We start from the raw sequence: 22,532 nt of genomic DNA on the forward strand, positions 1-22,532 counted from the left end.
ATACTATCAGCTATACCTTCCATTATTTTACAAAAAACATTTGACAAGAGACACGACGTCTCATAAAATAGAAGACGCCGTATCTTTTATACTTAAGCGACACGCTCAGTACAGAGCTTTTAACGGTAATTACTCCTAGTGAGTCACTTAAAATATTTTCTTACAACAAAATTTAAAGGGAACTAAAATGAATATTGATAAAAGTCAACCTGTATTAGTAACAGGTGCTACTGGATATGTTGCCGGATGGGTGGTTAAGAGGTTATTGGAAGAAGGGTTAACTGTACATGCTGCGGTAAGGCAGCCAGAGAACAAAGAGAAAACTAAATACTTAGATGCTCTTGCTGAAAATAGCTCTGGAAGCATAAAGTATTTTAAAGCAGATTTACTTTCTTCTGGTTCATATGCAGAGGCAATGCAAGGATGCCAAGCGGTTTTCCATACAGCGTCTCCATTCTCCATGGACGTAAAAGATCCGCAAAAAGAGCTCGTCGAACCCGCAAAGTTGGGAACGCGAAATGTACTTGAAGATGTCGATAAAACCGATTCTGTTAAACGCGTTGTTTTAACAAGTAGTTGTGCAGCTATTTATGGTGATAATCGCGATATTCACAGTACTCCAAATAAAAAATTTACAGAGGAAATGTGGAATACCAGTTCTTCACTTAAACATCAACCGTACTCTTACTCAAAAACATTAGCAGAAAAAGAAGCTTGGGATCTTTGCAAAAAGCAACAACGGTGGGACCTTGTGGTTGTAAATCCTTCTTTTGTAGTTGGACCGGGAGTAAATCCATTTGGAACTTCTGAAAGTTTTTCTTTGATTAAACAAATGGGCGATGGTACTTTTAAAAGTGGCGCACCAAATTGGTCTTTGGGCGTTATTGATGTGCGTGATTTAGCTGAAGCGCATCTAAAATGTGCTTTTGTACCTGAAGCACAAGGAAGGTATATTATATCTGCACAATCGTCAAGCTTCCCAGGAATCTCGGCGATATTACGAGATCATTTTGGAAAAAAATATCCTTTTCCAAAAGCTACTTTACCAAAACCCTTGGTTTGGTTAGTAGGACCAATTGTCAATCCAGCGCTCACAAGAAAAGCTGTTAGTTATAACGTAAATCATCCTTGGGAGGCCGATCATGGTAAGAGTGTTGATGAATTGGGGATGACATATCGGCCGCTAAAAGAATCTTTAGTTGATTTTTTTCAGCAAATGATAGATAACGATTATTTTACAAAAAAATAACCTTAACCTCTGGAAAAAAATATGACGTGGGAACGAGCAAGAACTGAAAAACAAAAACAACAACGCATCGATGAGATTATTGATGCTACAGCGAGACTGTATCAAAAATATAATTTCGAAGAAATCACTTTTGCTCTTATTGCTAAAGAAGCAGCGTTTACCCGTTCTAATTTGTATAAGTATTTTAATTCAAAAGAAGAAATATTTTTCGAGTTTCTGAAAAGCGATATTGTGGTGTGGCGTCAAGATATTGTAAGAAGCACGGAAAGTAAATCTTTTACGATTACTGAATTCGCTGAATTTTGGCTGGAAGTCCAGCAACGTCATTTGCGAATGCAAAGTCTAATTTCTATACTTTACGCGCACTTAGAAAAGAAATCGTCTTTTGAAACTCTGGTAAATTTCAAAAAAATGGTGGTCGCAGAGTTTGAAACTTTATGCACACTTTTGCAAAAAATATTTCCAAAACTATCAATAGAAAATGCTACCAAATTTATTCAAATACAATTAGCTCTTTCTATTGGTCTTTACACAATGACCGATTTATCACCTGAGCAACAAAAAGTATTTGAGGTAAAAGAATTTGCGTACTTAAAGATGGACTATGAGCAATATTTTAAACAATCGTTGGTATATGTATTGCAAGGTTTGATAAAAGATAGCGTTTAATAAGCTTTACTGTGAAAATCTATTGTAAATTGTTCGCTTCCTAGAAATTTTATAAATAAAAATTTGTCTCAACAGAAGCTTCATCCGGCTACCGTTGACTTAAGGAATCGCCTATTACACATCGGGATAGATAGGCCCTCACGGGCTTTCTCTCCCACACCACCTGACACACAGATCTGTACCAAGGTCAGCATATTAAAATATTTAGATATGATTCCAATCGAAGCCCAGTCCACAGAGATAGTTATTATTCAGGGCTGCCGCTCCTTTATCTGGTGTTGTTACCAGTCTACTAGTATTCCTGACTTCAAGTATCTTCTTATTAGTCTCAATATCCTTCTTTTATGTACTTTTGTGCATGCTTTATTGCTTCTTTTGCTGATTGCTTGGGCCTAAATCCATAGCTATGTTCTGAAAATTTATTGTCCCATTTACTTTGCAATATTAAAGGATTTGTATACTAATTTAGCTTTTTCAACTGGAACAAGTCGTAAATTATAAAGAAAATCAATGTGGACATGTCCCAAATTTTCGTGTACTCTTTTAAGGCGTTTTGGAATTCTTTATGTGCTTCTTTAGACAGGAACTGTTATGCAAATTTTATTAAATAATAAATATAAAATAGAATCGGCACTTGGTCAAGGAGCAATGGGAAGAGTTTATCTTGCCAAAAACATAGAGAATAATTGTTACTTTGCTATAAAAGAGTGTATTTCACAAAATCCTAAAATTCTAGAACGCATACGCCGAGAATTTTACTTTTTAACGCGTTTAAACCATCCAAATATTGTAAGAGGTGTTGATTTTTTCTACGAAAAACAGCGTTATTTTATCGTAATGGACTACATTCAAGGCGTTACAATTCAAGATCTACTCAAGCGAAACTTATATGCTGTTGATTTCAATAAAAAATTAGAAATTGCTACGCAAATTTGTCATGCCGTCTCCACATTAAACAAAGCACAAATTATCCATCGCGATATTAAACCTTCAAACATAATGTTAGAAGGAAACAATCTCGTGCCTAAACTACTAGATTTAGGTATCGCTAAAATGCAGAGCCTGCAACAACTTACTCAGCCGGGTAAAGTGATTGGAACTCCGCAATACATGAGTCCTGAACAAATAGAAGATCAAGTTGCGCACAACTCTGATGTATTTTCGTTGGCAGTGGTTTTATATCAGTTATTTGCAGGGATGGAACACTCACCTTTCCACGATAGTAGCGTAACTAATATTTTTAAAAATGTACTTAGAATGACGTTACCACCTCTTCATGAATTTATTGGTGAAAACACTCCACAAATAAAATACATTTCAAAAATTTTAGATCAGTCGTTGCTAAAAGACCCACAAAAACGAACCGCTTGCTCTGAAACAATGTATAATTTACTACTAAACTGTCTCCAAAATTCTCTTACAGAAAAGTCTTCTCCTATAGACAAAAAGTATTCTCCTACAGACAAAACTCCCCAGCAAGAATACTTTCCTGCAAACGTAAAAGAAAAAACTTTGCCAAAACGCTTTATATTTATTCCTATTTTACTAGCTATTATTATTTCAATTGGTTTATATTCTTTAGGTTCTGGTCATTCTATTTCAAAAAAACGTCAAAATACAAAACGTCAAAATACAATTACAAAAAAAAGTCCACAAAAAACAGCTTTACCCAAAAAAGCGGCAAAAAAAATACAGTCATCTGAAAAAAACAAATCTATACAGAGAAATAAAATGATAGTCGCATACTATACTTTAGGTCATAGCTACTTAAAAGTTGATAACTACGAAAAAGCTCTTCCTCATTTTTCGAAAGCTATAGAACTAGATAATAATTATATTGAAGCATATAAATCACGTGGACTTTGTTATTTCTATACAGCAAAATACAATCACGCAATTCACGATTTCCAAAAAGTTGTACGCTTGGCTCCGCATCTCGAAGAAAAAGTTCGTTCTTATATCAATAAAGCCAAAAAACTAAGAAAGTAAGCACAGCTTCAATTTATTCCGTTTGTCTCTCAATAAACTTATGAGAGCTAGCAAGTTGTAACTGTAATCCATTAATAATTACTTGGGGGCTATTCATGAGCGCAAAAAACGATGACGACCCTAACCCTCCTTTCGACAAAAAAACAGCACCTAAAAAGATAACACAATCTACGAAAAAGCAGATAAATAAAGCTGGTAACTATGTGTTTACCAAGTATCAACAAACAAAAAGCCAAGTAAAAAAAACAAGTGGACATGTAGGAGGTAAGGTAAAAAAAACGACGCAAAACGTTAGTGAAAAAATGAAAAAGACGACGCAAAACGTCAGTGATAAAGTAAAAAAAACCACCCAAAATGTAGGTGGCAAGGTAAAGAAAACAACGAAAAATGTGGGCGGCAAGGTAAAAAAACCTTTTGATGTCGTTAAAAATGCTTTGGAAACCCGCGAAAACGAAGTGCGATTTTATTTTAACAACTACATGCACACTGGTAATATCCAATACGAAAATGATCCAACAGCAAATCTTGAATATCTAAGGGCACAGAGCGATTATTTACAAGCACAAACTCCGCAACTAAGTGATGACATCAGCCAAGGTTATTATGGACAAAAGCTAAGCGATTTAGGGATAGCTATAAAATCAGCGTTTGCTAAAAATGATTGGCATTACTCGTTTATGGAGTTTTTACCACAGCGGGTGCGTATAGAAAAAGTGATTGTGCTATGGCACGGCATTGGTTCTTGGTGCGGAGACTTATGCCATATTAGACAAGTTACTAGAAATGGAATCTATGTTATTGCTGTTGATTTACTAGGACATGGTGCGTCAAATTCAGACGCACAGCCTCAAAAAATTGCTATCCCCAAAGGCCATATTGATTCATTTGCAAGTTGGACAGAACAAATAGGAAAAGTCACTATTGCCATCGAAGAAATAGTAAATACCTATCTCAATGTTGAAGTTATTATTGCGGGTATAAGCCTTAGTGGTATGCTGACAACCAAAGCAATTTATGATTATAAAGATCACTTACCACAGCGCACAATACTTATATCTCCAGGCTATGCCGCTGCAGGGGGTTTATGGCTTGGCAATATACCTATCTTAAAAAAGTGGAGAGGTTTGGTTAATTTTTCCAAACGTTATATTCCTTCTTTAAACCGGAATAGTCCTTTTTACATAGGTGAAGTGCTTCGCATTATTAAAAATGCCAATTTTAGTAAAGACCTTCATTATAATAATCTTTACACTGGACACATGACAAAAGAACACGAAGAATATGTTGACCGCTATTATGACGAGTTAGATTTAAATAGAGGTTATATAACAACAGAGGTCACAGATAAACTCTATAAAGAAGTATGTAAAGTTTCTCTTCTTGTTGAAAAGCTAATTAAAAAAGGAGAAATTCGCGATAGCAACTTTTTTATTATTACAACGGGAGAAAATGAAATCGATGACAAAATTATTTGCAAACATATCATTCGTCAATATATGCGACACTTATCTACTCACAACAACAATGTTTCTCATGTAAATCTAAATGAAGTTGATGATCACGAACCTATTTTTAATTATGGGCGCGTAGTTAATCGTCCGGATAGCCAAGATATCATGAAAATTATTTCTAGTTATGTTCATGAAAATTTGTACTTATAATTCAAATTATGCGATGTTTTAAAGAAAACATGGGTATGATAAAATTTACAAATTTGATAACTTACCTTTTAGTAGTCAACCTCTGTTGGCAAAGAAACAACTTTTACAACCAAGCTATCGGAATCAACATCAAAAACAGTAGGCATGCGCTCAGATTCCCAAGTAGTTACATTTCCAAAACACGTTTTTTGATGAAACCAAACTCCTCCTGCGTGGTGAATGTGGCCAAACAAATGTAGTTGTGGAGCGACTTCTACAACGCGCTTTCGCAAATCTTCGCAGCCAACCCGCTGTTCAAAACATTCATCACCTATTCCTAAGGGCGGACCGTGAGTAATAAGGACATTTGTATTGAGAGAGATTTTATCCCATTTTTTAGCTAAAGCTGCGCCGCGCGATAAATTAAAAGCCCAATTATTAAATTCTGGTTGCCATGGACTTCCCCAAAAATTAATCCCCTCAATAGTTACTCCGTTATCTTCTAAATAGATAACATTTTTTAGAAACTGGCACGCTTGTTCTCGATTTTCCTCAAAACACCTATCGTGGTTTCCAGCAACAAATATTTTATACTTGTAAGGTAACGAATTTATCCAAAAAGCTGTTTTTTCTAACTCTTTCAAGGTACCTACACGAAGCAAATCTCCAGCATGAATAAATATATCTCCTTCAGGAAGTGTTCCTAAATTCTTTTCAAATGTATGTGTATCAGCAACAGCCACAATTCTCATAATTTCTCCTATTTCACATAGTATATCGTAACGCACAATATCATCTTTATATGTTTTCGTTGTAATAGGTGTTACAACTCTAAGAATCACTTGCATCAATATAATTAACGATGTTCTTGAAAATTTGACACCTATAATTCAAAAACATGATTTTCAACCGAAAAGCGCATACGTGGATAATAAATACCATCATCAGCTTTTTTACCTGCACCGATAATCATCACAGTAAAAGCATCAGCAGGTAGATTTAGTATTTTGCGTATGCGTTTTTCGTCAAAACCTTCCATAGGACAAGAATCAAAGCCATGAGCTTTCAAAGAAAGCATTATATTTTCAGCAGCAAGTGCACATGTTTTAGCTGCCCATGTACGCATTTCTGTTTTGTTGAATGGTCCGCGAGGGACTGGACGAAATAAACCAATTAAACTCATCAGTATACGTCGACAAAAACCAAGTATACTTGCAGGACCTTGCGTGTAAAGTAAACTTACTGTCTTTGTGTAGTATTCAACCACTTGCCGCGGAATATTCTCCGTCGGCCACTCATTTAAAAGCTTCTGAGAATTTTGCTTCCAGGTATTGGTGCGACCTACAACAACGATAATTACTGCTGCTGTTTTTGCTGCATTTTGATTAAAACATGCCTTGGTTATTTGCTTTTTGGCTTCTTCGGAGTATGCAGTATAAAATTCCCATGGTTGTAAGTTACTTGAATTTGGAGCTAATAACGCTAAACGCAAACAGTCATTCACAATATCCTTAGGCACTTCTTCATTTGTAAAGCGTCTTACAGAGCGGCGATTTTCTACAATTTTTCGAAAAGATTCTATACTCATTTTAATTTTCTTCCCATTCTCTATTTTGCAAAACAACGCGGTATTCATCGATATCTGAGAATGTTTTTCCAGCTGTATCCCAGTAAGGATTATATGATTTCACTTCTCGAAAACCAGCTTCTATCATTTGCGAACACTGCGCTTCCCATTCATTTGAATTTGCAATATAGAAAACAAGCAAATTATCATGACTAGGTGCTTTGCCAACAATTGTACCACGATGATGAGTGAATTCTAGATGATACAGATGCTCGCGGTGCCCAACCATAACCCCATCAAAACCTTGGTGATTCTCAAATTGAGCAATGATTTCAAAACCTAAACCATCAACATACATTTGAGCAACTTGAGCTAAATTGTCAGTGGGTCTAGCAATTCTAATTTTAGTGTTTTTTGTGATCATTGTCTTTATCTCATTTTCTTTATAGAGCGCTCTATTTTACTTATCTCTCGCTGCCAATTGAGTTCCCGGTAATAAACAATACTTTTTTCGTAATAAATGAGTGCAGAACAAAAGTTGCGCATATCAAAATTATACACATTCCCCAAAACACGGCAAAGTTTTGCCATACTACGCGTATCTTGTAGATTTTCGGCTATTTTTATTGCTTTTTGGTAGTATTTTGCTGCTTGTGAGTAGGCTTTTTTAATCACATAAACACTTGCAGCATTTTGTGCATGTAGTAAGCTACCTCTGCGATCACCTAGGTCCTCGGAAATCTCTAGAGCTTTTAGATAGCAATCAAGAGATTCATCCGGTTTTTTATCTTGTTTGTAAATACCACCTAAACTACTTAAACGTATGGCAATGCCTTGTTTATCTCCCAAGGAGCGAGTGATACGTTCTGCTTCTAGAAAATATTCAAGTGCTTCTTTTGTGCGCTTTTCATCGCGAAATAATTTACCAATATTATCCAAATTGATCGCTAAACCTTGTTGATCTCCAATCTCTACACACAAATCTTTTGCTTTTTGTAAAAAAGAAAGCGCTTTTTTTCGTTCTCCCACACTCTTATACAATCCTCCAAGCTTATTTAAGTAAAAAGCCAAACCTTTATTGTCTTCTATTGATTCGGCTATTTCTACAGCTTTTCTGTAATAGGCAAAAGCTTGTTGATAATCACGACGAACGCGATAAATGCCTCCTATTGAGTTGAGGTACTCTGCTTGTAATTTTCGGTCACTGTTGTCTTCTGCTATTTGGCATGCTAGTTCAAAATATTCAAGCGCTTGTTGATAATAACTTTGCATTTTTTGCAAATAACCCATTTCGTTATACGCATTAGCAATTAAGGAATAATGTTGTTGGGTGTCTGCAATTTGGGTGAGTTTTTTGTAGCATTCGAAAGCCTTTTCTGGTTGACCGCTGTGTCTTAGTAAGCGTCCGACAATAGTGAAAGCATTGACGACATTTATATGTTTATTCGCCCAATTATCTAGAGAAGTACGCAGTTGTTCGTTCTTGTACATCGTTAAATCGCGCTGCTCATTTTTATCATAAATGATATGCTCTATTTGCTGTTCTTTGGGTAAAATGTCTTTAAATATTTCGGGCAGCTGTCCATGAGTAATAGCTGCTTTTTCACCATATAATTTAACTAGTTCACTTACGTAACTATTTACTGGCTCTTGCCACTCTCCTTTTTGTAAAAAATTCCAAGTAAAGCCTTTAGCTTTTTCTACCTCCGTTTCCATACACAAATAATCGAGATTTATTTTCAAGTCAGCACCACTATATCCCCAGAAAACAAAGTGATAGTGCGCAAGTAATTGCTGTAATACTTGAGTTTTGGAGATGGATAAACCTTGGCTTTCTTGTTCAACGGTGGTGGTTATAGTACCAGGATTACGAATACAACCGTGAAGTTTGAATAAATGAATTCGTTCGTCTTTACTATCAAAAGAAGAGTAGTCTTCATCGCTGCTATAAACTCGGTAGGGAATATTGTTTTCCTGTAAAGCGCTTTCTATAAAGATATCAAAATTTGTGGTCACTATATATTGTAAATAACCAAGTTTAGCTAATTTAGCTAAATAAAGATGGTTGGCGTTTGGTTCTCCTTCTTCCAATACCTGAAAACTTTCAAAATAACCATCGCAGTACTTTAATATAATGGAAGCCACGTATTCAGGTGTTAAACCTTTTTTATTGGTTTCACTTATCATTTCAATTTCTGTTAAGTTTTTGGTATATTTTTGCAAGAAACTATGGCTATTTGCGATAGATGCGAGTGTACAGTCCCTTAGCATATGCCAATCTGGTAAACCTGCTGGCGGCTCTAAACTTACACCTGCGCCACAAAATACCAAGGCCTTTTTTTCGTGAAAAATATCATATAGTGATGTCATTATTTAACTCTCTCTATCTATCTAACTCCTCTATAGCAATCTCTAGTTCTGTTCTTTCGATAAGAAAAGATTGCTGTTCTTTGATACAGTCTGCAATTAGTTTGTTTAAATATATGTTTTCTGCTGTAAGCTTGGCTGAAATACCTTTTTGATAAGAAATCTGACTGATTACTTTCGTTCTTTCAGCTAAATTGCTCCATGTTTTTTTATACTCTAATACTTTTAACTTCGCTCCAAGTTCATCAAGAGCATCATTTACTTTTTCTTGTTTGTATGGAATAGATTTTTGGTTGGCATGCGCTTTTTGTTGTCGCTCTTGAATTCTTTGTTGTTGTAATATAACATTTTTTAATTTTTGCTGCATACTTGGAACCAGGTTACGCGCAGAAACTATTTTTTTTGGCGCGATTTTTTGAGAGAATGCAGTGAGTACACCGTAGTAAACTGCTAATTGATTTTCATTGTAAGTAATTTTTTCACGATAAGAATCAAGTTGCTTATCATAGTAAAGTAATTTCGCTCTTAGCACGCCTTTCTCGATTAGAGAAGATTCATTACTTAGTTTTTGGTGAGTGGAATGTCGTTTTAATAAAAGTTCCTGATATTTTTCTTTGCTTGATTTTGCTTCTTTTTCTAAAATAGGTATCGCATTCTCTATAATTGTTAGATGAGGTTGCATTATTTGTCTTTGTTCTTTTGATATTTCAGTGAACAAAGGAACCAAAACGCATAAAAAAGCACATATAAATTTCATCGAGTTTTCCTTTTTGTAAATTTTTTTTACATTAACAATAAATTTCTGGAAAAAAGTTATTTTACAACTCACAATAGGGATAGACTGGTTGCGATCAAATAAAAGCATGTTTATACATTATTACGCTAAAGTGTTGGGAGTGAATATGAGATTACTTATTTTAATGTTGTTACTCTTGAATATTACAATCTATAGTCAAGAACAGCCACAACAAAATCCACAAGAAGAGATTGTAGAAAAAAATAATAACGAAGGAAATATTGAAAAAGACAATCGCGAGCAAGACGATGAAAAAGACAATCGCGAGCAAGACGATGAAAAAGACAATCGCGAGCAAGACGATGAAAAAGACAATCGCGAGCAAGACGATGAAAAAGACAATCGCGAGCAAGACGATGAAAAAGACAATCGCGAGCAAGACGATGAAAAAGACAATCGCGAGCAAGACGATGAAAAAGACAATCGTGAGCAAGACGATGAAAAAGACAGTCGTGAACAAGATGATGAAAAAAAACATACTGATAACAAAAACAAACATACTGACAGTGCAACTAAGCAAAATGCTAAAACCGTAAAAAGGCAAAGTATTATTGTTATTGGTAAACTAAGCAAAACAAAACCTCTAACAATGAAAAAGCCCAGCGAATATGTTTTAGAAGATGAAATGTTGTATAAAACTACCGATTACTACGTTGGTAACCTCAATATTCATTCTTCCAAAAAAAGAGATCTTTCACATTTAGAAAATAAAGTGGTTATGGTATACGGCTACTTAGAAAAAGACCTAAATAAAATCATTGAAGTCATCGGAGAATGCCCTCAAGATTACGGAGAAAATGAAAATCAAGAACAAATGAGAGCTGATTGGGTTGATGAAGAAACTGGTTTCACATTAGGCCGTAGTAGTAGCGAAGTATTAAAAAAAGTTTCATATGTTCGCTACCACAAAATTCAAAAATGTAAAGGTTTTCGCGCTAAAAAATATTTTGGCAGCAAAAAAGTGGAAATTATTTTTTACAACCACTTGCGTAAATCAATACCAGATCTCAAATTAATAGCTCACTACGAATCGGTATTTGGAAAACCTGTACCTATGTATCAAGATAAAAAAATTAATCATCTTTCTCCCGGAGATAAAGCTTCATTTGTTATTCCAATGACTATATCTTCTATAAAAAAATATCGCTTGCATTCAGTAAAAGCTTGCGCTGATACTACTGATTTGCACATTGACATTAACGAACTTATTGAAGGCGATTAAGAACAAAGGCTACGAAATTCATTTCCAAACACTTAAATCATGGTAGTAAAACCCAAATTACCTTGAATGGCCAAAAGGTTAACATGATTCGTAACCAGCCCCAAAGTAATTCAGGAGTGTCATCTCTGTATAAATTCAAAGTGACACTCCAGTTCTCAATCACTTGCGTATATTTCTATGCTATTTTTTCTCTCTTTTTGTTCCCAAAAATGCAATAATTGTGGCTAAAACAAAAGGCAAAATTCTATCAAAATAAGTTCCTTTTGTTTGCGGAATGCTATGACCAACAACACTCAAAATAAAACCGAGTAGCATCGCGGTTAAAATAGCACGCGGGGTAATTGGACCAAAAAATAATCTTATAATTAAAATAGGGCCAAAAGCCGCTCCCATTGCTGTCCACGCAAACAATACGCGATTAAAAATCTCTTTAGAACCAAAAAGAGCGAGAATAATGGCAGCAATGCTAAGAAGAAGTACAACAACGCGTGCCTGTACTAGAGAGTTTGCTGTATCATTTTTTTCGCGATTTAATCGCAAATCATGAGTTAACGATGAAGCGGCAACTAGTAACTGACTATCAGCAGTAGACATGATCGCTGATAAAATACACGCTGTCATAATACCTGCAATAACAGGAGAAAAAAGACCATTTGTCACAACAAAAAATATTGCTTCTTTATCATTTACTGTATCAAACAACACACGTCCACAAAGCCCAAGAATGATCATACCAGCGTACACACAAACCGCCCATAAAATAGCAATTCGTCTTGCCTGAACGACAGATTTTTGGTCTTTGAGAGCCATAAAACGGTTTACGACATGCGGTTGTCCAGGGTAACCTAGACCAACCCCTAAAAGTCCGAGAACAAAACCAATCCCTGCTGCAGGAGGTAAATTCCGCGTTAAACTCAAATATCCGTTCACTTCTACCTTCGCCAATTGTTCAAAGAGAGAAGAAAAACCGCCCACCTCAATAACTGCTGCCACAGGTAAAATAATAGCTCCTATTGCCATAAGCAGTCCTTGAAGAGTATCAGTAATACTCACTGCCCAAAATCCTCCAAGAAGCGTATAAAAAATAATAATAGCTCCTCCTATAATAACACTATAGGTGTACGAAATATCAAAAGTCTCTGCAAAGGTTTTCCCTGCTGCTTGAAATTGCGATGAAATATAAAAGAGTAGTGAAAAAGCAATAATAATAGATGCAATAGTTGCGATGAAGTATTTTGGTGGCGTTTCGCGCGAAATAACTTCGGTAAGAGTAAGAGAGTTTTTTTCATGGCTAAAAGCATGCAAACGCGGTGCAACAACATACCAGTTTAGTATAAAACCACCTACGCAAGCGGGAAATAACCATATCACTGAAACGCCCCATGTATAAGCAGCTCCACTAACTCCAAGTAATGTCCACGCGGAAGAAGAACTTGCAGAAGCACTAATGGCTGAAACAACAGGGCCCAGTGTCCGCCCGCCTAGATAAAAATCATCTGTATCACTTGTTTTGCGGCTCGTAAATATCCCAATTAAAATAAGAATTACTTTGTAAACTATCAAAGTAATAATAATAGTTGTTTCTCGCGACATAAACTTTCCTTTATAAACATTATCCTGCTTGAAAAATGATGTGTTTTCTGGTAATTTAATAGGTGGTCAATACTTACTGACCAGCAATAAGGAACGTACTGGAAAATAATTTCCCACTGCGCTCCCTAAAGTACTTTATTTTATATGGAGGTTAGAGTATATGCAAAAATATACTGTTTTATTAGTAACTTTACTTTGTTTTGTTTTTACAACAGCTGAAACTACGCAAGTTCATATATCTGTTGTACAAAAAGGTAGTGTTGACAATTACTTGACAATGATGTCAAATGAAAACTATCAAATCATTGCAACAAAAAATCCCGTTGAGAATGCTGTTAGAGCGACAACAGTAAGTGTAAAAGACACAGAATCTTTATTCTTTGTTGAGTCTTTTTCACACATGCAACCTAAACTTAAAGGTGAGGTTGTCCGTTTAGAAAATATCATTGTTGTTCAACTTCCTATTCCTCCTACAGGGCATAGTCATTATCCTGAAAAACCTGCTTTGTATATGAAGCACATTCCTCTTTCGGAAAATGAAGGAGCTGTAACAGTAAAGCAAATGAGAACCTCGGGAATTAATCCGGGCGACTTATTTCATTTCTCTGCTCACAATGTAAACATTGACAGAAACTTCTTAAAGCAAAAACTAGAAGAACTTTCTGGAGCTGTTCCAGTAACCGTTGGTGGTAGTACTTTCCGTATAGAAGAAAGACGTTCTGATACCGGAAGATTGCGTGCGCGTGCTTACCTTACACGTGAATTTGAGAATATTGGTTTTGAAGTACGTGAACATTCGTACACTCAAAGTTGGTACCAAGGAACAAACTTAATTGCGGAAAAAAAAGGTAAGAATGCAGATAAATTTCTTATCATTTCAGCGCATTACGATACAGTAAGTACTGCAGGTGCAGACGATGATGGTACAGGTATTATTGGTATTCTTGCTATTGCTAACGCTTTAAAAGACATATCTTTAGACTATACACTACGTGTTGTGTGCTTTGACCAAGAAGAAATAGGTTTAGTTGGATCACAAGCATACGCTAGAGACTTAAATAATTCTGGTGAGCTCAATAATATGATTGGACTTATTCAACTTGAGATGATGGGATACGATCGCGACACTGATGGTGGTTTCCATGTTATCGATTGTAATGAAAATACTTCAGCTAATTTGTCGGACACTGTGATCAAAACAGTCATTGCTTCTAAAGTCAAATTAACAAGTGTTCCTGCTTGTACAAACCGTAGTGATCATGCATCTTTCTGGAGATATAATAAGCCAGCAATTGTTATTTCGCAAAACTTTTTTGGCGGTGACTCTAACCCTTGTTATCACCGTGCTTGTGACAAAGTTGAAAATATCGATTACAACTACATGCAAAAAATTACTGACTCAGTAGCACAAACAGTAAGAAATCTTATTGCTAGTAAGTAGATCAGACACAAAATGAACGTCCTTTATTGGGCGTTTCATTTTTGGTCATCTTTTATTTGTGATTATTGACTATCAGGCACGAGTTGCAAATCAATAGATCATGAACCAAAGATAGTCGCGCTCAGCTCACTACACATAATTTCATGAAAGGTTAGTATGCACGACAATAAGTATGAACTTTGTTTTTTGTCAGACCTTCGAAAAAAATCACGCCACTCCCAACGCTACGAAAGCGATTTTAAGTTAGTACTGGAATATATATTTCAGAGAATGGACGCTATTGCCGACGTTGCTAGTACATCACAATTTAATACTTTTATCCAATTACTACGACGATTCGTTCCTAACTTCTTGCTTATTACCATTTTAAATAGATTTCGCTACGACTCTATTGTTGGAATTAGAAAAGATGATGATGGGAAACGCGTATACTGCATGATTTCTTTTCAAAAACATCCTGCGTGCAATATGATTGGTATGTTTGATATATATGTCAACCCCGAAGATCGCGGCAAACACCTTCGCAAATTTAGAGCTATGGCAGAGATGATCGACGAACTTTGTAAACGTTACCGTAAGAATGGTTATTTATACTTACAATGTGGAAATAATGATTCTACACGCAGTATTTTACGTATATTTGGACGAATATGTAAAAAAGAATATCCAGATATTGGAGTCGACATCGAGAAATCGCGGATTCTTTTGGTGTGATATAAAAGATCTGCATTGCAGATCTTTTATATTTAAACTATTTCTTAGTTGTTGTGAATCTTTTATATTTAAACTATTTCTTAGGTTGTTGTGAATCTTTATAAACATACACAACTTTATTTTTACTCTTATTTTTTGCTAAGCGCGTATTCTTTGCTTTACGCAAATTTTTAACTTCAGCGGTTAGTCTTTTAAACATCGATTTACGACTAGCAGTCATTTTATTTTCAATGTTTTTTCTAAGAAAAGTACTAAATGATCTCTGTATAACGCGGCGCTCAATAAAATCTAGTTTGGAAATCTTTTTTAAACGTGCATCGCGAAATTCTTGTTCATTTTGTTTTGTCGCACCGCCAAAAAAACTATTGCCATCGGTTGTTGCATCTTTAATAACCTGGTTTTCTGGCGGAGAAAAATCATCAAAAACATCTCGAGAAGGAAGACGTGGTTCAAAAATTTCTTTTTGAAATTCCCTATTTCGAAAGCCAAAGTCATCTATAATACGAATAGGCTGCTCTGGACCTTTTTCAATTTGCAACTCTTGTCGCGGCTGTATTTCTTCTTGAGCAAAAGTAGATGTTATAGAGATTAGTAACGCAATTATGATAAAACGTATCATATGATATATCCTTATACAAATTTGTAAATTCGAATTACAGGTTTTATTGTAGCTTATAGAGATAAAAATAACAACAAATTTGCATCATAGTTCTTTTACAGAATTAGCAGCTACATTTTTAAAACGTGTTGTCAATAAGAAGCTTACGCGAAGAAACAACACCATCACTAATTTTTGCAATAGCAATCACACGATTGTCAATCCATAAAAAAGTAGGGAAACGAAAATCTTTTTCGAGAATTTGAGGCTGCGCAATTTTTTGGCCATTGCATATTCTAATTAAGTATTCATTATTTAAATCAATACGTTGGTAGCGAACAGCCACATCTTCCAACCGCAACATCGACTGTATGGAAATTTCATTAATTGTCGATGAATCTTCTATTCTGAAATCCCCAACTTGCGTACGACGTAATTTTCTAACATATCCTCCGACCCCCAACCCTTCGCCAATATCGCGCGCTAGAGAGCGTATGTATGTTCCAGAACCACATTTTACTTTTAAAGTTAGTGAAGGATAATTGTAGTCAATGAGATCGATTTTATCTATACGTACTTTTCGCGAAGGTATTGCAATTATTTCACCTTCTCTGGCACTTTTATATGCACGTTTTCCTTTTATTTTAATGGCACTATAGCGTGGCGGAACTTGGTCAATCTCTCCGGTAAATTTACCTATCATTTCTTTTACTTCTTCTAGTCCAGGCGCTACAGCATCATCATTAGTGTGAATAGGGCCTTCACTATCATCTGTTTCTGATACTGCTCCGAGAGAGACAGTTACATCATATTCTTTATTGTCAAGAGTAAGTATGTTTTGTAGCTTACGTGCTTGACCACAAAGTAAAACAAGTAATCCTGTAGCTAAAGGATCCAAAGTTCCTGTATGACCTAAACGTCCACTATTTATTATTTTTTGTACACTAAATAAGGCCTGGCGTGAAGTATCACCTAGTGGTTTATCAATCAAAAGAAGGCCTGATGTTACAATATTCATTTAAAACTCCTAGATGAGGCGGAAAGCCTCATCTTTTAACACAAGTAAGTTAAATAATTATCTATTTTTCAGAAAACTACCTTGTCAATCTCTTACTTGATACTCTTGATATAATCAAAAACTTTTGATCCACCTTCTTTTAGTAACTCACCTTCAGGAGAGTATACTTTAATATGCGGTAAAGAACGCAAACCAAATTGCTTTGATACTGGAGATGACCAAGTTTTTACATCTACTTTACGCAACGCTAGTGAGTTACTTGCTTTGACAACTGCCTCAACCTGAGGAGCTAAACGAACACACGCGCCTCACCAGTCTGCACCGAATTTAAAAATAGTATACTTTCCTGCAGATAAATGTTCCTTTACATCAAATTCTTCTGCACCTAAAGATGTGATGTCGTGTTTGCTACTTGAAACATCTGGTGTATTATCTGAAGGATTAGTATTATTTTGCTTTGATTGTTGATAAAAAATTACACCTACACAAATTCCTATCATACAGATCATTACAACTAAATAACTTTTATTCATTTGTATCTCCAAAAAAATCCAAAAATTTTACTATGCTTTACACATAAATCATATATACTTTGATATTGCAAATATAAAATACTTTAAAGTATTTTCTTGCGGTTCTAAAGAGCACAAAGAATGCGCTCCCTATTGTTTAAAACGTAAATGTGGATACACCTAGAGATGTGGTAGAAAACAGTTTGTCATCTTGCGCCACCCTCTTGTTTGGGTAATACTTTAGTGGCCACTAAAATGCTAACGGAGAAAAATATGAAACGCGAACTCACAACAAAAAAAATTGCAATACCGTTGAGAGATCCTTTTATTGAACACTTACTTCGAAAAAATATTTTATCGAAAATTCAAGTATTCGAAGCATTTAAAATTCAATCAGAAATTAATAAAAAAATAGGTGAGTTTGCCGTCGAAAAAGGTCTGATGCACGACAAAGATGTAGACAAAATTCTTAGAGTTCAGTCGAAAATAAAAAAGCATTTCGGAAAACTTGCAATGCAAATGCAATTAATATCAGAAGAACAACTAGAATTTTTATTAGAGCAACAACAACAACATTATGTAACACTATTAGAAGTACTTATTCACGAAGATATGATTTCTTATGAGGAATGCTCTAAACACTTGTTGTATTACAAAACACAAAATCCTCACTATCATATATCGATAAAAGAAGATAAAGACCAAGAACAGTTTAAACATTCGCAATTCGAAGATAGTATAGTCGGAGACATAGGCGCTTTTAGTCTTGTACCAATTTTGCAAATAGTAGCAATGTACGGAAGTAGTGGTATTCTTCGTATTTACGATGCGAACGACAAAATTATTGGGAAAATCTATTTACGTAACAGTAGCGTAGCTACGTGCTCTTTTAAAAATATAGATGGCAAGGAAGCTTTTTTCGCTATTTTAAAATTAAAAAAAGGACGCTTTGAGTTTGCACAGCAAAAAATTGAATCAGGTTCATCAGAAGGTCAAATTGAATTTTTGCTGATGGAATTTGCTAAAGAAGTGGACGAAGAAAGGTAAACAATGATTGGTAGTATTCTCTTTAACGGTAATGTAATTCGCGAGCAAGATTTTATCTATCAATTTGCCGATCGTATTTCTCAAAGTAATCATATAGATCCAATAGTACGAGATAGTAAAAAAGTTTTATTAATCACAGCTGCGTGGCGAGATAATGAGTTTAACGAGCAGCATGTCAAAGACGCTCTAGCAGAAGTAGGAATCAAATCTCAATATCGCGGCGGTTTTGATGCCAATATTCAAAATCTTTGCGTTTATCATAAATGGCTTCAATATTACAAACACAATCCTTTTGCATGCGATGTATACACTCAAGCGATTAACACATTATTAAAGATAAAGCGTTTTTATCAAGAACGCAATAGCGAACTCGTACATTTACTTCAACGCCATACAATTATGTTAAGAAAAGAATTTCCCAACCTTTCCTTAGAGCGAATTCTAAGTAGTGGTAATCAATCGATTTCTTCCTTAGAAAATACCCAAGAATTATTCGCGAACTATGCCTGTCGCGAAGTTCAAAAGACACTAGATTATCTTATCGGCGGTGACGAGCTTCAAGCGCAAATGTCGCAAAATATCCAAGAATTTGCCAAAGGCAAATCAGGTGTTTTCGCTGATCACGTTTATCAACAAACAAGACGCGAGTTAGTAGAAAAAATATTATCTTCGAATTCCATTTTTATTTTTGGCGGGGATATTTCAACTCTTTATCACTCTCTGCGTTTTTGGGAATTACAAGATGCTTTGAAAGAGGCGTTACTGCGTGGAACGAATTTTTATACCGTATCAGCAGGTTCTATGGTTCTAGGACAAAAAATAATTGTTTATGACGACTTTCAAGAGCTTAGAGGGCAAAAACCGCGACATTTCGAGTTTTTTGACAATGGTTTTGGTCTTGTAAAAAAAATGACTCTATTTCCACATTGCAAAGATCGTATTCAAACGGATGATCCTGATAATCTCGCATATCTAGCTCACCGTTTTCAAGGTAAAGTGTGTGTTGGATTAAACGAGGACAGTTTTCTACTTTTAGATTCTCATACTCATAATAATCAACTATATCCTCGTTATACATCTGTAGGTAAAAAAGATGGGGTCTACGTTTTTGATCCATCAGGGCAAAAAATATGCTTAGATTACGGTGAAGAACTTCCCGTTCCTGGTACATTTTGCTGGCATCAACAACAAAATCGTCCTCCACTATCGCAAGAAGTGTACAGTGGCCAAACGCTGTGGAATGAAGACAACAAAAATATATGAGCATATCAGTAATTGTTCCCACCTACAATGAAGAGAAAAATATTGAAGTTTTTCTTCAACAATTACTTCAACATAAATTTAATGAAATTATTATTGTTGATGGTGGGAGCAGCGATCAAACGCGCCAATTAGCGAAAAAACACACAGATAAAATATACATCTCTAGTAAAGGTCGGGCAGCACAAATGAATTTCGGCGCTTCGCGCGCCCAAGGAACTGTTTTTTTATTTTTACACGCTGACACCTTTCTTCCCTCCGATGCAAAACAGGAAATACTAAACGGTATTACAATAAGCAAATGTGGTAAATTTCGCGATAGTTTTGAACCTTCCAATACTTGCCTACGTTTTTATGCTTTTTTCACCCGATTTCAATATTTTTCTTATGGTGACCAAGCTTTTTTTATGCACCGCCAATGTTTCGATTCCATAAACGGTTTTGACGAAAATCATCCCTTTGAAGACATCGATTTTTATAAACGTCTGCGCAAAATACACAAGCCATACATCTCATTAAAATCTGTGCGAACTTCTTCACGTCGATTCATCAAGGTTGGTGTAATTAAACAAGCAATGATAGACTTTTTATTTATTCTGATGATTGAGTTTTCTATTCCTCACAAACACATCAAAAAAGTCAAAAAATACTTATACTCTGATATTCGCTAGAATAGGATTTAAAGTGCGTTATTTTGCCATTATTTCTTTTACTGTAAAAGGAATTCTAATGTTGAAGATTAAAGCTAGAGAAGCTCGCCCAGCGAAGAGCTGGTGGAATGTTTGCAAGATGTTGATGCAATCTACCTTTTTTTGGGTAATATTTTTATTTGTGATTCCTCCCGTTATTCATCACATAGAAAAACAGTCAATACCATATTTTTTATTCTCTTCTGCAGATTTTTTTACGATCAGTCTTGTAATTTTTAGCCTTGGAGGAACCTTGGCAATAACGAGCGGCTTATTTATGGCAATATATGGACAAGGAACTCCTCTTCCTCTTGATTGTCCACGTAAACTAGTCATAGTTGGTCCATACAAGTATGTCCGAAATCCAATGGCAATTGGTGGTCTTAGCCAAGGATTTGCCGTGGGATTGTTTTTAGGTTCATTGGGCGTAATCTTATATACAATTAGCGGTTTGATTATATGGAATTTTTTTGTACGCAGGTGGGAAGAACAAGATTTATGCGAAAGATTTGGTGATTCATTCATTGACTATCGCATAAAAGTGTATTGTTGGTGGCCAAGATTCTCAGCATATGTACCAAAGACAAACTAAGATAATTCTTCTACCAAAGCCATCGAAAATAAAGGACTGTATAATTTAATGTTCGCAAATCAAATTACTGCGTACTTGCATAAGCGCAAACCCTAAAAGATTTAATCCTTTCCAATTATTTGGATCATAAACTTTATCTTCTTTGGCGCTCATACCAATTCCCCAAATGCGATCATATGGGCTAGCTTCGACAAGAATTTTTGCCCCCGTTTGTAATAGACATCTTTTGAAATCTTCATTTTGAGAAAACTTAGCCTGACACCCTTCTACAACTATGGAAAAACGATGTTTTTTCCAAATTTCTTCATCAAAACTGCGAACTAGTCGTCCTAATTTTTTTGCTTCCCCAGGCGTATTACATGACACGATTTTTTTGTAATGTTCGTCATCTTTGAATAATATAGCTTTTTGAGCCATCATGTAATGCTCTGCTGTTTTATATATTATTTTGTCTACGCTAAATGCACTTGGAAACCAGTTACTGAAACAGCTTTGATCTACCTGCTCTTTTCTTTTTTGACGATGTCCCCAAAAAAAAAGGTATTTTAGTTTATCTCCGTTATTATAAAGTTTAATCACTTCTTCAACTGAATTCATTCTATTCTTCTCTTTGCCATTCAAAAACGGAGATTTTTCCGTCTTTTTCTTCAATAGTATATTTATCTTTAAACAAGTTTTTTGTAATGATTACTAAAAATGTAACAGCATAATATCTCGTTTTTAAATTGTTATACGAACTAGATAACCCTTCACTATGCTCATCACCCAACAATGTAATTTTATAATGATCACGGCAAGTGAATTCGAGCTCTTCCTTAAGGCCTCTAATTGCTGCTTGTTCTGCACTTTCACCTTGTTGCAATTTTTCGCTTGGTAGTATAGCACGATGCCGCCATATTTTCTTTTTTGGTAGAAATTGAGCTGTTTCCATAAGCACTAACTGCTCAGAAGGATGAGCAATACGCATCTTCGCAATACTTACCTTGCGAAAAAGGGCATTATCTTTTTTAGTTAGAATGCTTTCTCCTTCTTGTAACTCAAGGAACAAATCTTCACTAGTTTTTGTTCCTTGGTTCAACAAAGTGCTAGTCTCTTTGCCTAAAAAATCAAGAAATTCTTGCCATGAACAAGAGTGACAAAGAGAGACTTCACTCATCTAGTTACTTTCTTCTTTGCTCCACGTAAAATCCACCGAGCTGTAATAAAAGTAACAAGAGGAAGAGCACTTACTCCAATAATCGCAAAATAATCATCAGTCCACTTTCCTTCGTAGTACTGATAAAGAATTCCTCCTGTAGGGAAAAGTAAACATGCTAGAGATAATAGCCATGTAAAACGATAAAAAACACCACGCCAACCTGCATTTGTCAACTGCGGCTGAACTGCAGGAGCATTATCGACATTCACTCCACAAGAGTTGCAAAATTTAGCATCTCGCGGTACATGCTCTCCGCATTTTTTACAAGAAAAATGCGTCTTTAAACTACTTCCGCAGTCAGCACAAAATTTAGACCGCTTATCTACGTAATTACCGCATTGTACACACATCTTTACATCTGAATTCATAAT

General features: G+C 35.4%; 23 protein-coding genes and 1 pseudogene. 11 read left to right on the plus strand and 13 right to left on the minus strand.

The genetic code is table 11. The annotated features are described in order from the left end of the window. The first annotated feature begins 187 nt into the window (after window positions 1-187). The 4 genes from UABHE_RS11470 (at window position 188) to UABHE_RS11485 (ending at window position 5,568) form a co-directional block, all read left to right on the plus strand. Window positions 188-1,249 (plus strand): NAD-dependent epimerase/dehydratase family protein, encoded by a 1,062-nt coding sequence (locus UABHE_RS11470; protein ID WP_372370418.1) that lies wholly within the window; start codon window positions 188-190, stop codon window positions 1,247-1,249. A 21-nt stretch (window positions 1,250-1,270) separates the two neighbouring features. Then, the gene (locus UABHE_RS11475; protein WP_372370419.1) at window positions 1,271-1,918 is read left to right on the plus strand and encodes a TetR family transcriptional regulator; all 648 of its coding nucleotides are present in this window, start codon (window positions 1,271-1,273) and stop codon (window positions 1,916-1,918) included. A 591-nt stretch (window positions 1,919-2,509) separates the two neighbouring features. Next, complete coding sequence (locus UABHE_RS11480) at window positions 2,510-3,907, plus strand: protein kinase (protein ID WP_372370420.1); 1,398 nt, start codon at window positions 2,510-2,512, stop codon at window positions 3,905-3,907. Between the two features lie 95 nt (window positions 3,908-4,002). Next, on the plus strand, window positions 4,003-5,568 hold the full coding sequence (locus tag UABHE_RS11485) for an alpha/beta fold hydrolase (RefSeq protein WP_372370421.1): 1,566 nt from the start codon (window positions 4,003-4,005) through the stop codon (window positions 5,566-5,568). A gap of 68 nt (window positions 5,569-5,636) precedes the next feature. On the opposite strand, the gene UABHE_RS11490 is transcribed toward UABHE_RS11485, so the two are convergent. The 5 genes from UABHE_RS11490 to UABHE_RS11510 form a co-directional block, all read right to left on the minus strand. Then, entirely contained in the window at window positions 5,637-6,299 is a 663-nt protein-coding gene (locus UABHE_RS11490) for a metallophosphatase domain-containing protein (protein ID WP_372370423.1), read from the minus strand. A gap of 131 nt (window positions 6,300-6,430) precedes the next feature. Continuing rightward, window positions 6,431-7,135 (minus strand): nitroreductase family protein, encoded by a 705-nt coding sequence (locus tag UABHE_RS11495; RefSeq protein WP_372370424.1) that lies wholly within the window; start codon window positions 7,133-7,135, stop codon window positions 6,431-6,433. 1 nt (window position 7,136) lies between these two features. Then, on the minus strand, window positions 7,137-7,538 hold the full coding sequence (locus UABHE_RS11500; RefSeq protein ID WP_372370426.1) for a VOC family protein: 402 nt from the start codon (window positions 7,536-7,538) through the stop codon (window positions 7,137-7,139). Between the two features lie 5 nt (window positions 7,539-7,543). Beyond that, complete coding sequence (locus tag UABHE_RS11505) at window positions 7,544-9,484, minus strand: tetratricopeptide repeat protein (protein WP_372370428.1); 1,941 nt, start codon at window positions 9,482-9,484, stop codon at window positions 7,544-7,546. A 13-nt stretch (window positions 9,485-9,497) separates the two neighbouring features. Then, window positions 9,498-10,238 (minus strand): hypothetical protein, encoded by a 741-nt coding sequence (locus UABHE_RS11510; protein ID WP_372370429.1) that lies wholly within the window; start codon window positions 10,236-10,238, stop codon window positions 9,498-9,500. A gap of 145 nt (window positions 10,239-10,383) precedes the next feature. Here UABHE_RS11510 and UABHE_RS11515 point away from each other — a divergent pair, with 145 nt between their 5' ends. Continuing rightward, a complete protein-coding gene (locus UABHE_RS11515; protein WP_372370430.1) occupies window positions 10,384-11,499 on the plus strand; it encodes a hypothetical protein in 1,116 nt (371 codons plus the stop codon). Between the two features lie 180 nt (window positions 11,500-11,679). On the opposite strand, the gene UABHE_RS11520 is transcribed toward UABHE_RS11515, so the two are convergent. Next, entirely contained in the window at window positions 11,680-13,092 is a 1,413-nt protein-coding gene (locus UABHE_RS11520; protein WP_372370431.1) for a sodium/proline symporter, read from the minus strand. 160 nt (window positions 13,093-13,252) lie between these two features. Between UABHE_RS11520 and UABHE_RS11525 the strand changes: the two genes are divergently transcribed. Both UABHE_RS11525 and UABHE_RS11530 read left to right on the plus strand, forming a co-directional pair. Continuing rightward, on the plus strand, window positions 13,253-14,533 hold the full coding sequence (locus UABHE_RS11525; protein ID WP_372370432.1) for a M28 family metallopeptidase: 1,281 nt from the start codon (window positions 13,253-13,255) through the stop codon (window positions 14,531-14,533). Between the two features lie 156 nt (window positions 14,534-14,689). Beyond that, window positions 14,690-15,247: a hypothetical protein gene (locus tag UABHE_RS11530; protein ID WP_372370433.1), complete on the plus strand. Its 558-nt coding sequence runs from the start codon at window positions 14,690-14,692 to the stop codon at window positions 15,245-15,247. A 73-nt stretch (window positions 15,248-15,320) separates the two neighbouring features. Here UABHE_RS11530 and UABHE_RS11535 read toward each other — a convergent pair whose 3' ends face one another. From UABHE_RS11535 to UABHE_RS11550, 4 genes and pseudogenes are all read right to left on the minus strand, one after another. After that, window positions 15,321-15,866 (minus strand): hypothetical protein, encoded by a 546-nt coding sequence (locus UABHE_RS11535; RefSeq protein ID WP_372370434.1) that lies wholly within the window; start codon window positions 15,864-15,866, stop codon window positions 15,321-15,323. A gap of 118 nt (window positions 15,867-15,984) precedes the next feature. Then, entirely contained in the window at window positions 15,985-16,863 is an 879-nt protein-coding gene (gene truB, locus UABHE_RS11540; protein WP_372370435.1) for a tRNA pseudouridine(55) synthase TruB, read from the minus strand. A gap of 92 nt (window positions 16,864-16,955) precedes the next feature. Continuing rightward, a pseudogene (locus UABHE_RS11545) lies at window positions 16,956-17,159 on the minus strand (hypothetical protein); the annotation flags it as partial. A 12-nt stretch (window positions 17,160-17,171) separates the two neighbouring features. Next, entirely contained in the window at window positions 17,172-17,396 is a 225-nt protein-coding gene (locus UABHE_RS11550) for a hypothetical protein (RefSeq protein ID WP_372370436.1), read from the minus strand. A 252-nt stretch (window positions 17,397-17,648) separates the two neighbouring features. Between UABHE_RS11550 and UABHE_RS11555 the strand changes: the two genes are divergently transcribed. From UABHE_RS11555 to UABHE_RS11570, 4 genes are read left to right on the plus strand one after another with little or no spacing between them, the layout of a single operon-like run. Then, the gene (locus UABHE_RS11555) at window positions 17,649-18,422 is read left to right on the plus strand and encodes a DUF4388 domain-containing protein (protein WP_372370437.1); all 774 of its coding nucleotides are present in this window, start codon (window positions 17,649-17,651) and stop codon (window positions 18,420-18,422) included. A gap of 3 nt (window positions 18,423-18,425) precedes the next feature. After that, on the plus strand, window positions 18,426-19,685 hold the full coding sequence (locus UABHE_RS11560; protein WP_372370438.1) for a Type 1 glutamine amidotransferase-like domain-containing protein: 1,260 nt from the start codon (window positions 18,426-18,428) through the stop codon (window positions 19,683-19,685). Beyond that, entirely contained in the window at window positions 19,682-20,353 is a 672-nt protein-coding gene (locus UABHE_RS11565; protein WP_372370439.1) for a TIGR04283 family arsenosugar biosynthesis glycosyltransferase, read from the plus strand. Before UABHE_RS11560 ends, UABHE_RS11565 begins: the two co-directional genes overlap by 4 nt. Before the next feature lie 58 nt (window positions 20,354-20,411). Further along, the gene (locus UABHE_RS11570; protein WP_372370440.1) at window positions 20,412-20,963 is read left to right on the plus strand and encodes an isoprenylcysteine carboxylmethyltransferase family protein; all 552 of its coding nucleotides are present in this window, start codon (window positions 20,412-20,414) and stop codon (window positions 20,961-20,963) included. 45 nt (window positions 20,964-21,008) lie between these two features. Here UABHE_RS11570 and UABHE_RS11575 read toward each other — a convergent pair whose 3' ends face one another. The 3 genes from UABHE_RS11575 to UABHE_RS11585 are packed head-to-tail and all read right to left on the minus strand — an operon-like array spanning window position 21,009 to window position 22,529. Then, a complete protein-coding gene (locus tag UABHE_RS11575) occupies window positions 21,009-21,560 on the minus strand; it encodes an NADAR family protein (protein WP_372370442.1) in 552 nt (183 codons plus the stop codon). Between the two features lies 1 nt (window position 21,561). Continuing rightward, window positions 21,562-22,119 carry an NUDIX hydrolase gene (locus tag UABHE_RS11580; RefSeq protein WP_372370443.1) on the minus strand — a complete coding sequence of 186 codons (558 nt, stop codon included), beginning with the start codon at window positions 22,117-22,119 and terminating at the stop codon, window positions 21,562-21,564. Next, window positions 22,116-22,529, minus strand: a complete 414-nt coding sequence (locus UABHE_RS11585; RefSeq protein WP_372370444.1) for a zinc ribbon domain-containing protein — start codon at window positions 22,527-22,529, stop codon at window positions 22,116-22,118. Before UABHE_RS11585 ends, UABHE_RS11580 begins: the two co-directional genes overlap by 4 nt. Window positions 22,530-22,532 lie beyond the last annotated feature (3 nt).

Source organism: Candidatus Uabimicrobium helgolandensis (genome assembly GCF_041508025.1).
Taxonomy (GTDB): Bacteria; Planctomycetota; Uabimicrobiia; order Uabimicrobiales; family Uabimicrobiaceae; genus Uabimicrobium; species Uabimicrobium helgolandensis.

Excerpts from the sequence above, each read along its gene's own strand:
- UABHE_RS11470 (WP_372370418.1), top strand. The coding sequence starts at position 188 with ATGAATATTGATAAAAGTCAACCTGTATTAGTAACAGGTGCTACTGGA.
- UABHE_RS11475 (WP_372370419.1), top strand. The coding sequence starts at position 1,271 with ATGACGTGGGAACGAGCAAGAACTGAAAAACAAAAACAACAACGCATC.
- UABHE_RS11480 (WP_372370420.1), top strand. The coding sequence starts at position 2,510 with ATGCAAATTTTATTAAATAATAAATATAAAATAGAATCGGCACTTGGT.
- UABHE_RS11485 (WP_372370421.1), top strand. The coding sequence starts at position 4,003 with ATGAGCGCAAAAAACGATGACGACCCTAACCCTCCTTTCGACAAAAAA.
- UABHE_RS11490 (WP_372370423.1), bottom strand. The coding sequence starts at position 6,299 with ATGAGAATTGTGGCTGTTGCTGATACACATACATTTGAAAAGAATTTA.
- UABHE_RS11495 (WP_372370424.1), bottom strand. The coding sequence starts at position 7,135 with ATGAGTATAGAATCTTTTCGAAAAATTGTAGAAAATCGCCGCTCTGTA.
- UABHE_RS11500 (WP_372370426.1), bottom strand. The coding sequence starts at position 7,538 with ATGATCACAAAAAACACTAAAATTAGAATTGCTAGACCCACTGACAAT.
- UABHE_RS11505 (WP_372370428.1), bottom strand. The coding sequence starts at position 9,484 with ATGACATCACTATATGATATTTTTCACGAAAAAAAGGCCTTGGTATTT.
- UABHE_RS11510 (WP_372370429.1), bottom strand. The coding sequence starts at position 10,238 with ATGAAATTTATATGTGCTTTTTTATGCGTTTTGGTTCCTTTGTTCACT.
- UABHE_RS11515 (WP_372370430.1), top strand. The coding sequence starts at position 10,384 with ATGAGATTACTTATTTTAATGTTGTTACTCTTGAATATTACAATCTAT.
- UABHE_RS11520 (WP_372370431.1), bottom strand. The coding sequence starts at position 13,092 with ATGTCGCGAGAAACAACTATTATTATTACTTTGATAGTTTACAAAGTA.
- UABHE_RS11525 (WP_372370432.1), top strand. The coding sequence starts at position 13,253 with ATGCAAAAATATACTGTTTTATTAGTAACTTTACTTTGTTTTGTTTTT.
- UABHE_RS11530 (WP_372370433.1), top strand. The coding sequence starts at position 14,690 with ATGCACGACAATAAGTATGAACTTTGTTTTTTGTCAGACCTTCGAAAA.
- UABHE_RS11535 (WP_372370434.1), bottom strand. The coding sequence starts at position 15,866 with ATGATACGTTTTATCATAATTGCGTTACTAATCTCTATAACATCTACT.
- truB (WP_372370435.1), bottom strand. The coding sequence starts at position 16,863 with ATGAATATTGTAACATCAGGCCTTCTTTTGATTGATAAACCACTAGGT.
- UABHE_RS11550 (WP_372370436.1), bottom strand. The coding sequence starts at position 17,396 with ATGAATAAAAGTTATTTAGTTGTAATGATCTGTATGATAGGAATTTGT.
- UABHE_RS11555 (WP_372370437.1), top strand. The coding sequence starts at position 17,649 with ATGAAACGCGAACTCACAACAAAAAAAATTGCAATACCGTTGAGAGAT.
- UABHE_RS11560 (WP_372370438.1), top strand. The coding sequence starts at position 18,426 with ATGATTGGTAGTATTCTCTTTAACGGTAATGTAATTCGCGAGCAAGAT.
- UABHE_RS11565 (WP_372370439.1), top strand. The coding sequence starts at position 19,682 with ATGAGCATATCAGTAATTGTTCCCACCTACAATGAAGAGAAAAATATT.
- UABHE_RS11570 (WP_372370440.1), top strand. The coding sequence starts at position 20,412 with ATGTTGAAGATTAAAGCTAGAGAAGCTCGCCCAGCGAAGAGCTGGTGG.
- UABHE_RS11575 (WP_372370442.1), bottom strand. The coding sequence starts at position 21,560 with ATGAATTCAGTTGAAGAAGTGATTAAACTTTATAATAACGGAGATAAA.
- UABHE_RS11580 (WP_372370443.1), bottom strand. The coding sequence starts at position 22,119 with ATGAGTGAAGTCTCTCTTTGTCACTCTTGTTCATGGCAAGAATTTCTT.
- UABHE_RS11585 (WP_372370444.1), bottom strand. The coding sequence starts at position 22,529 with ATGAATTCAGATGTAAAGATGTGTGTACAATGCGGTAATTACGTAGAT.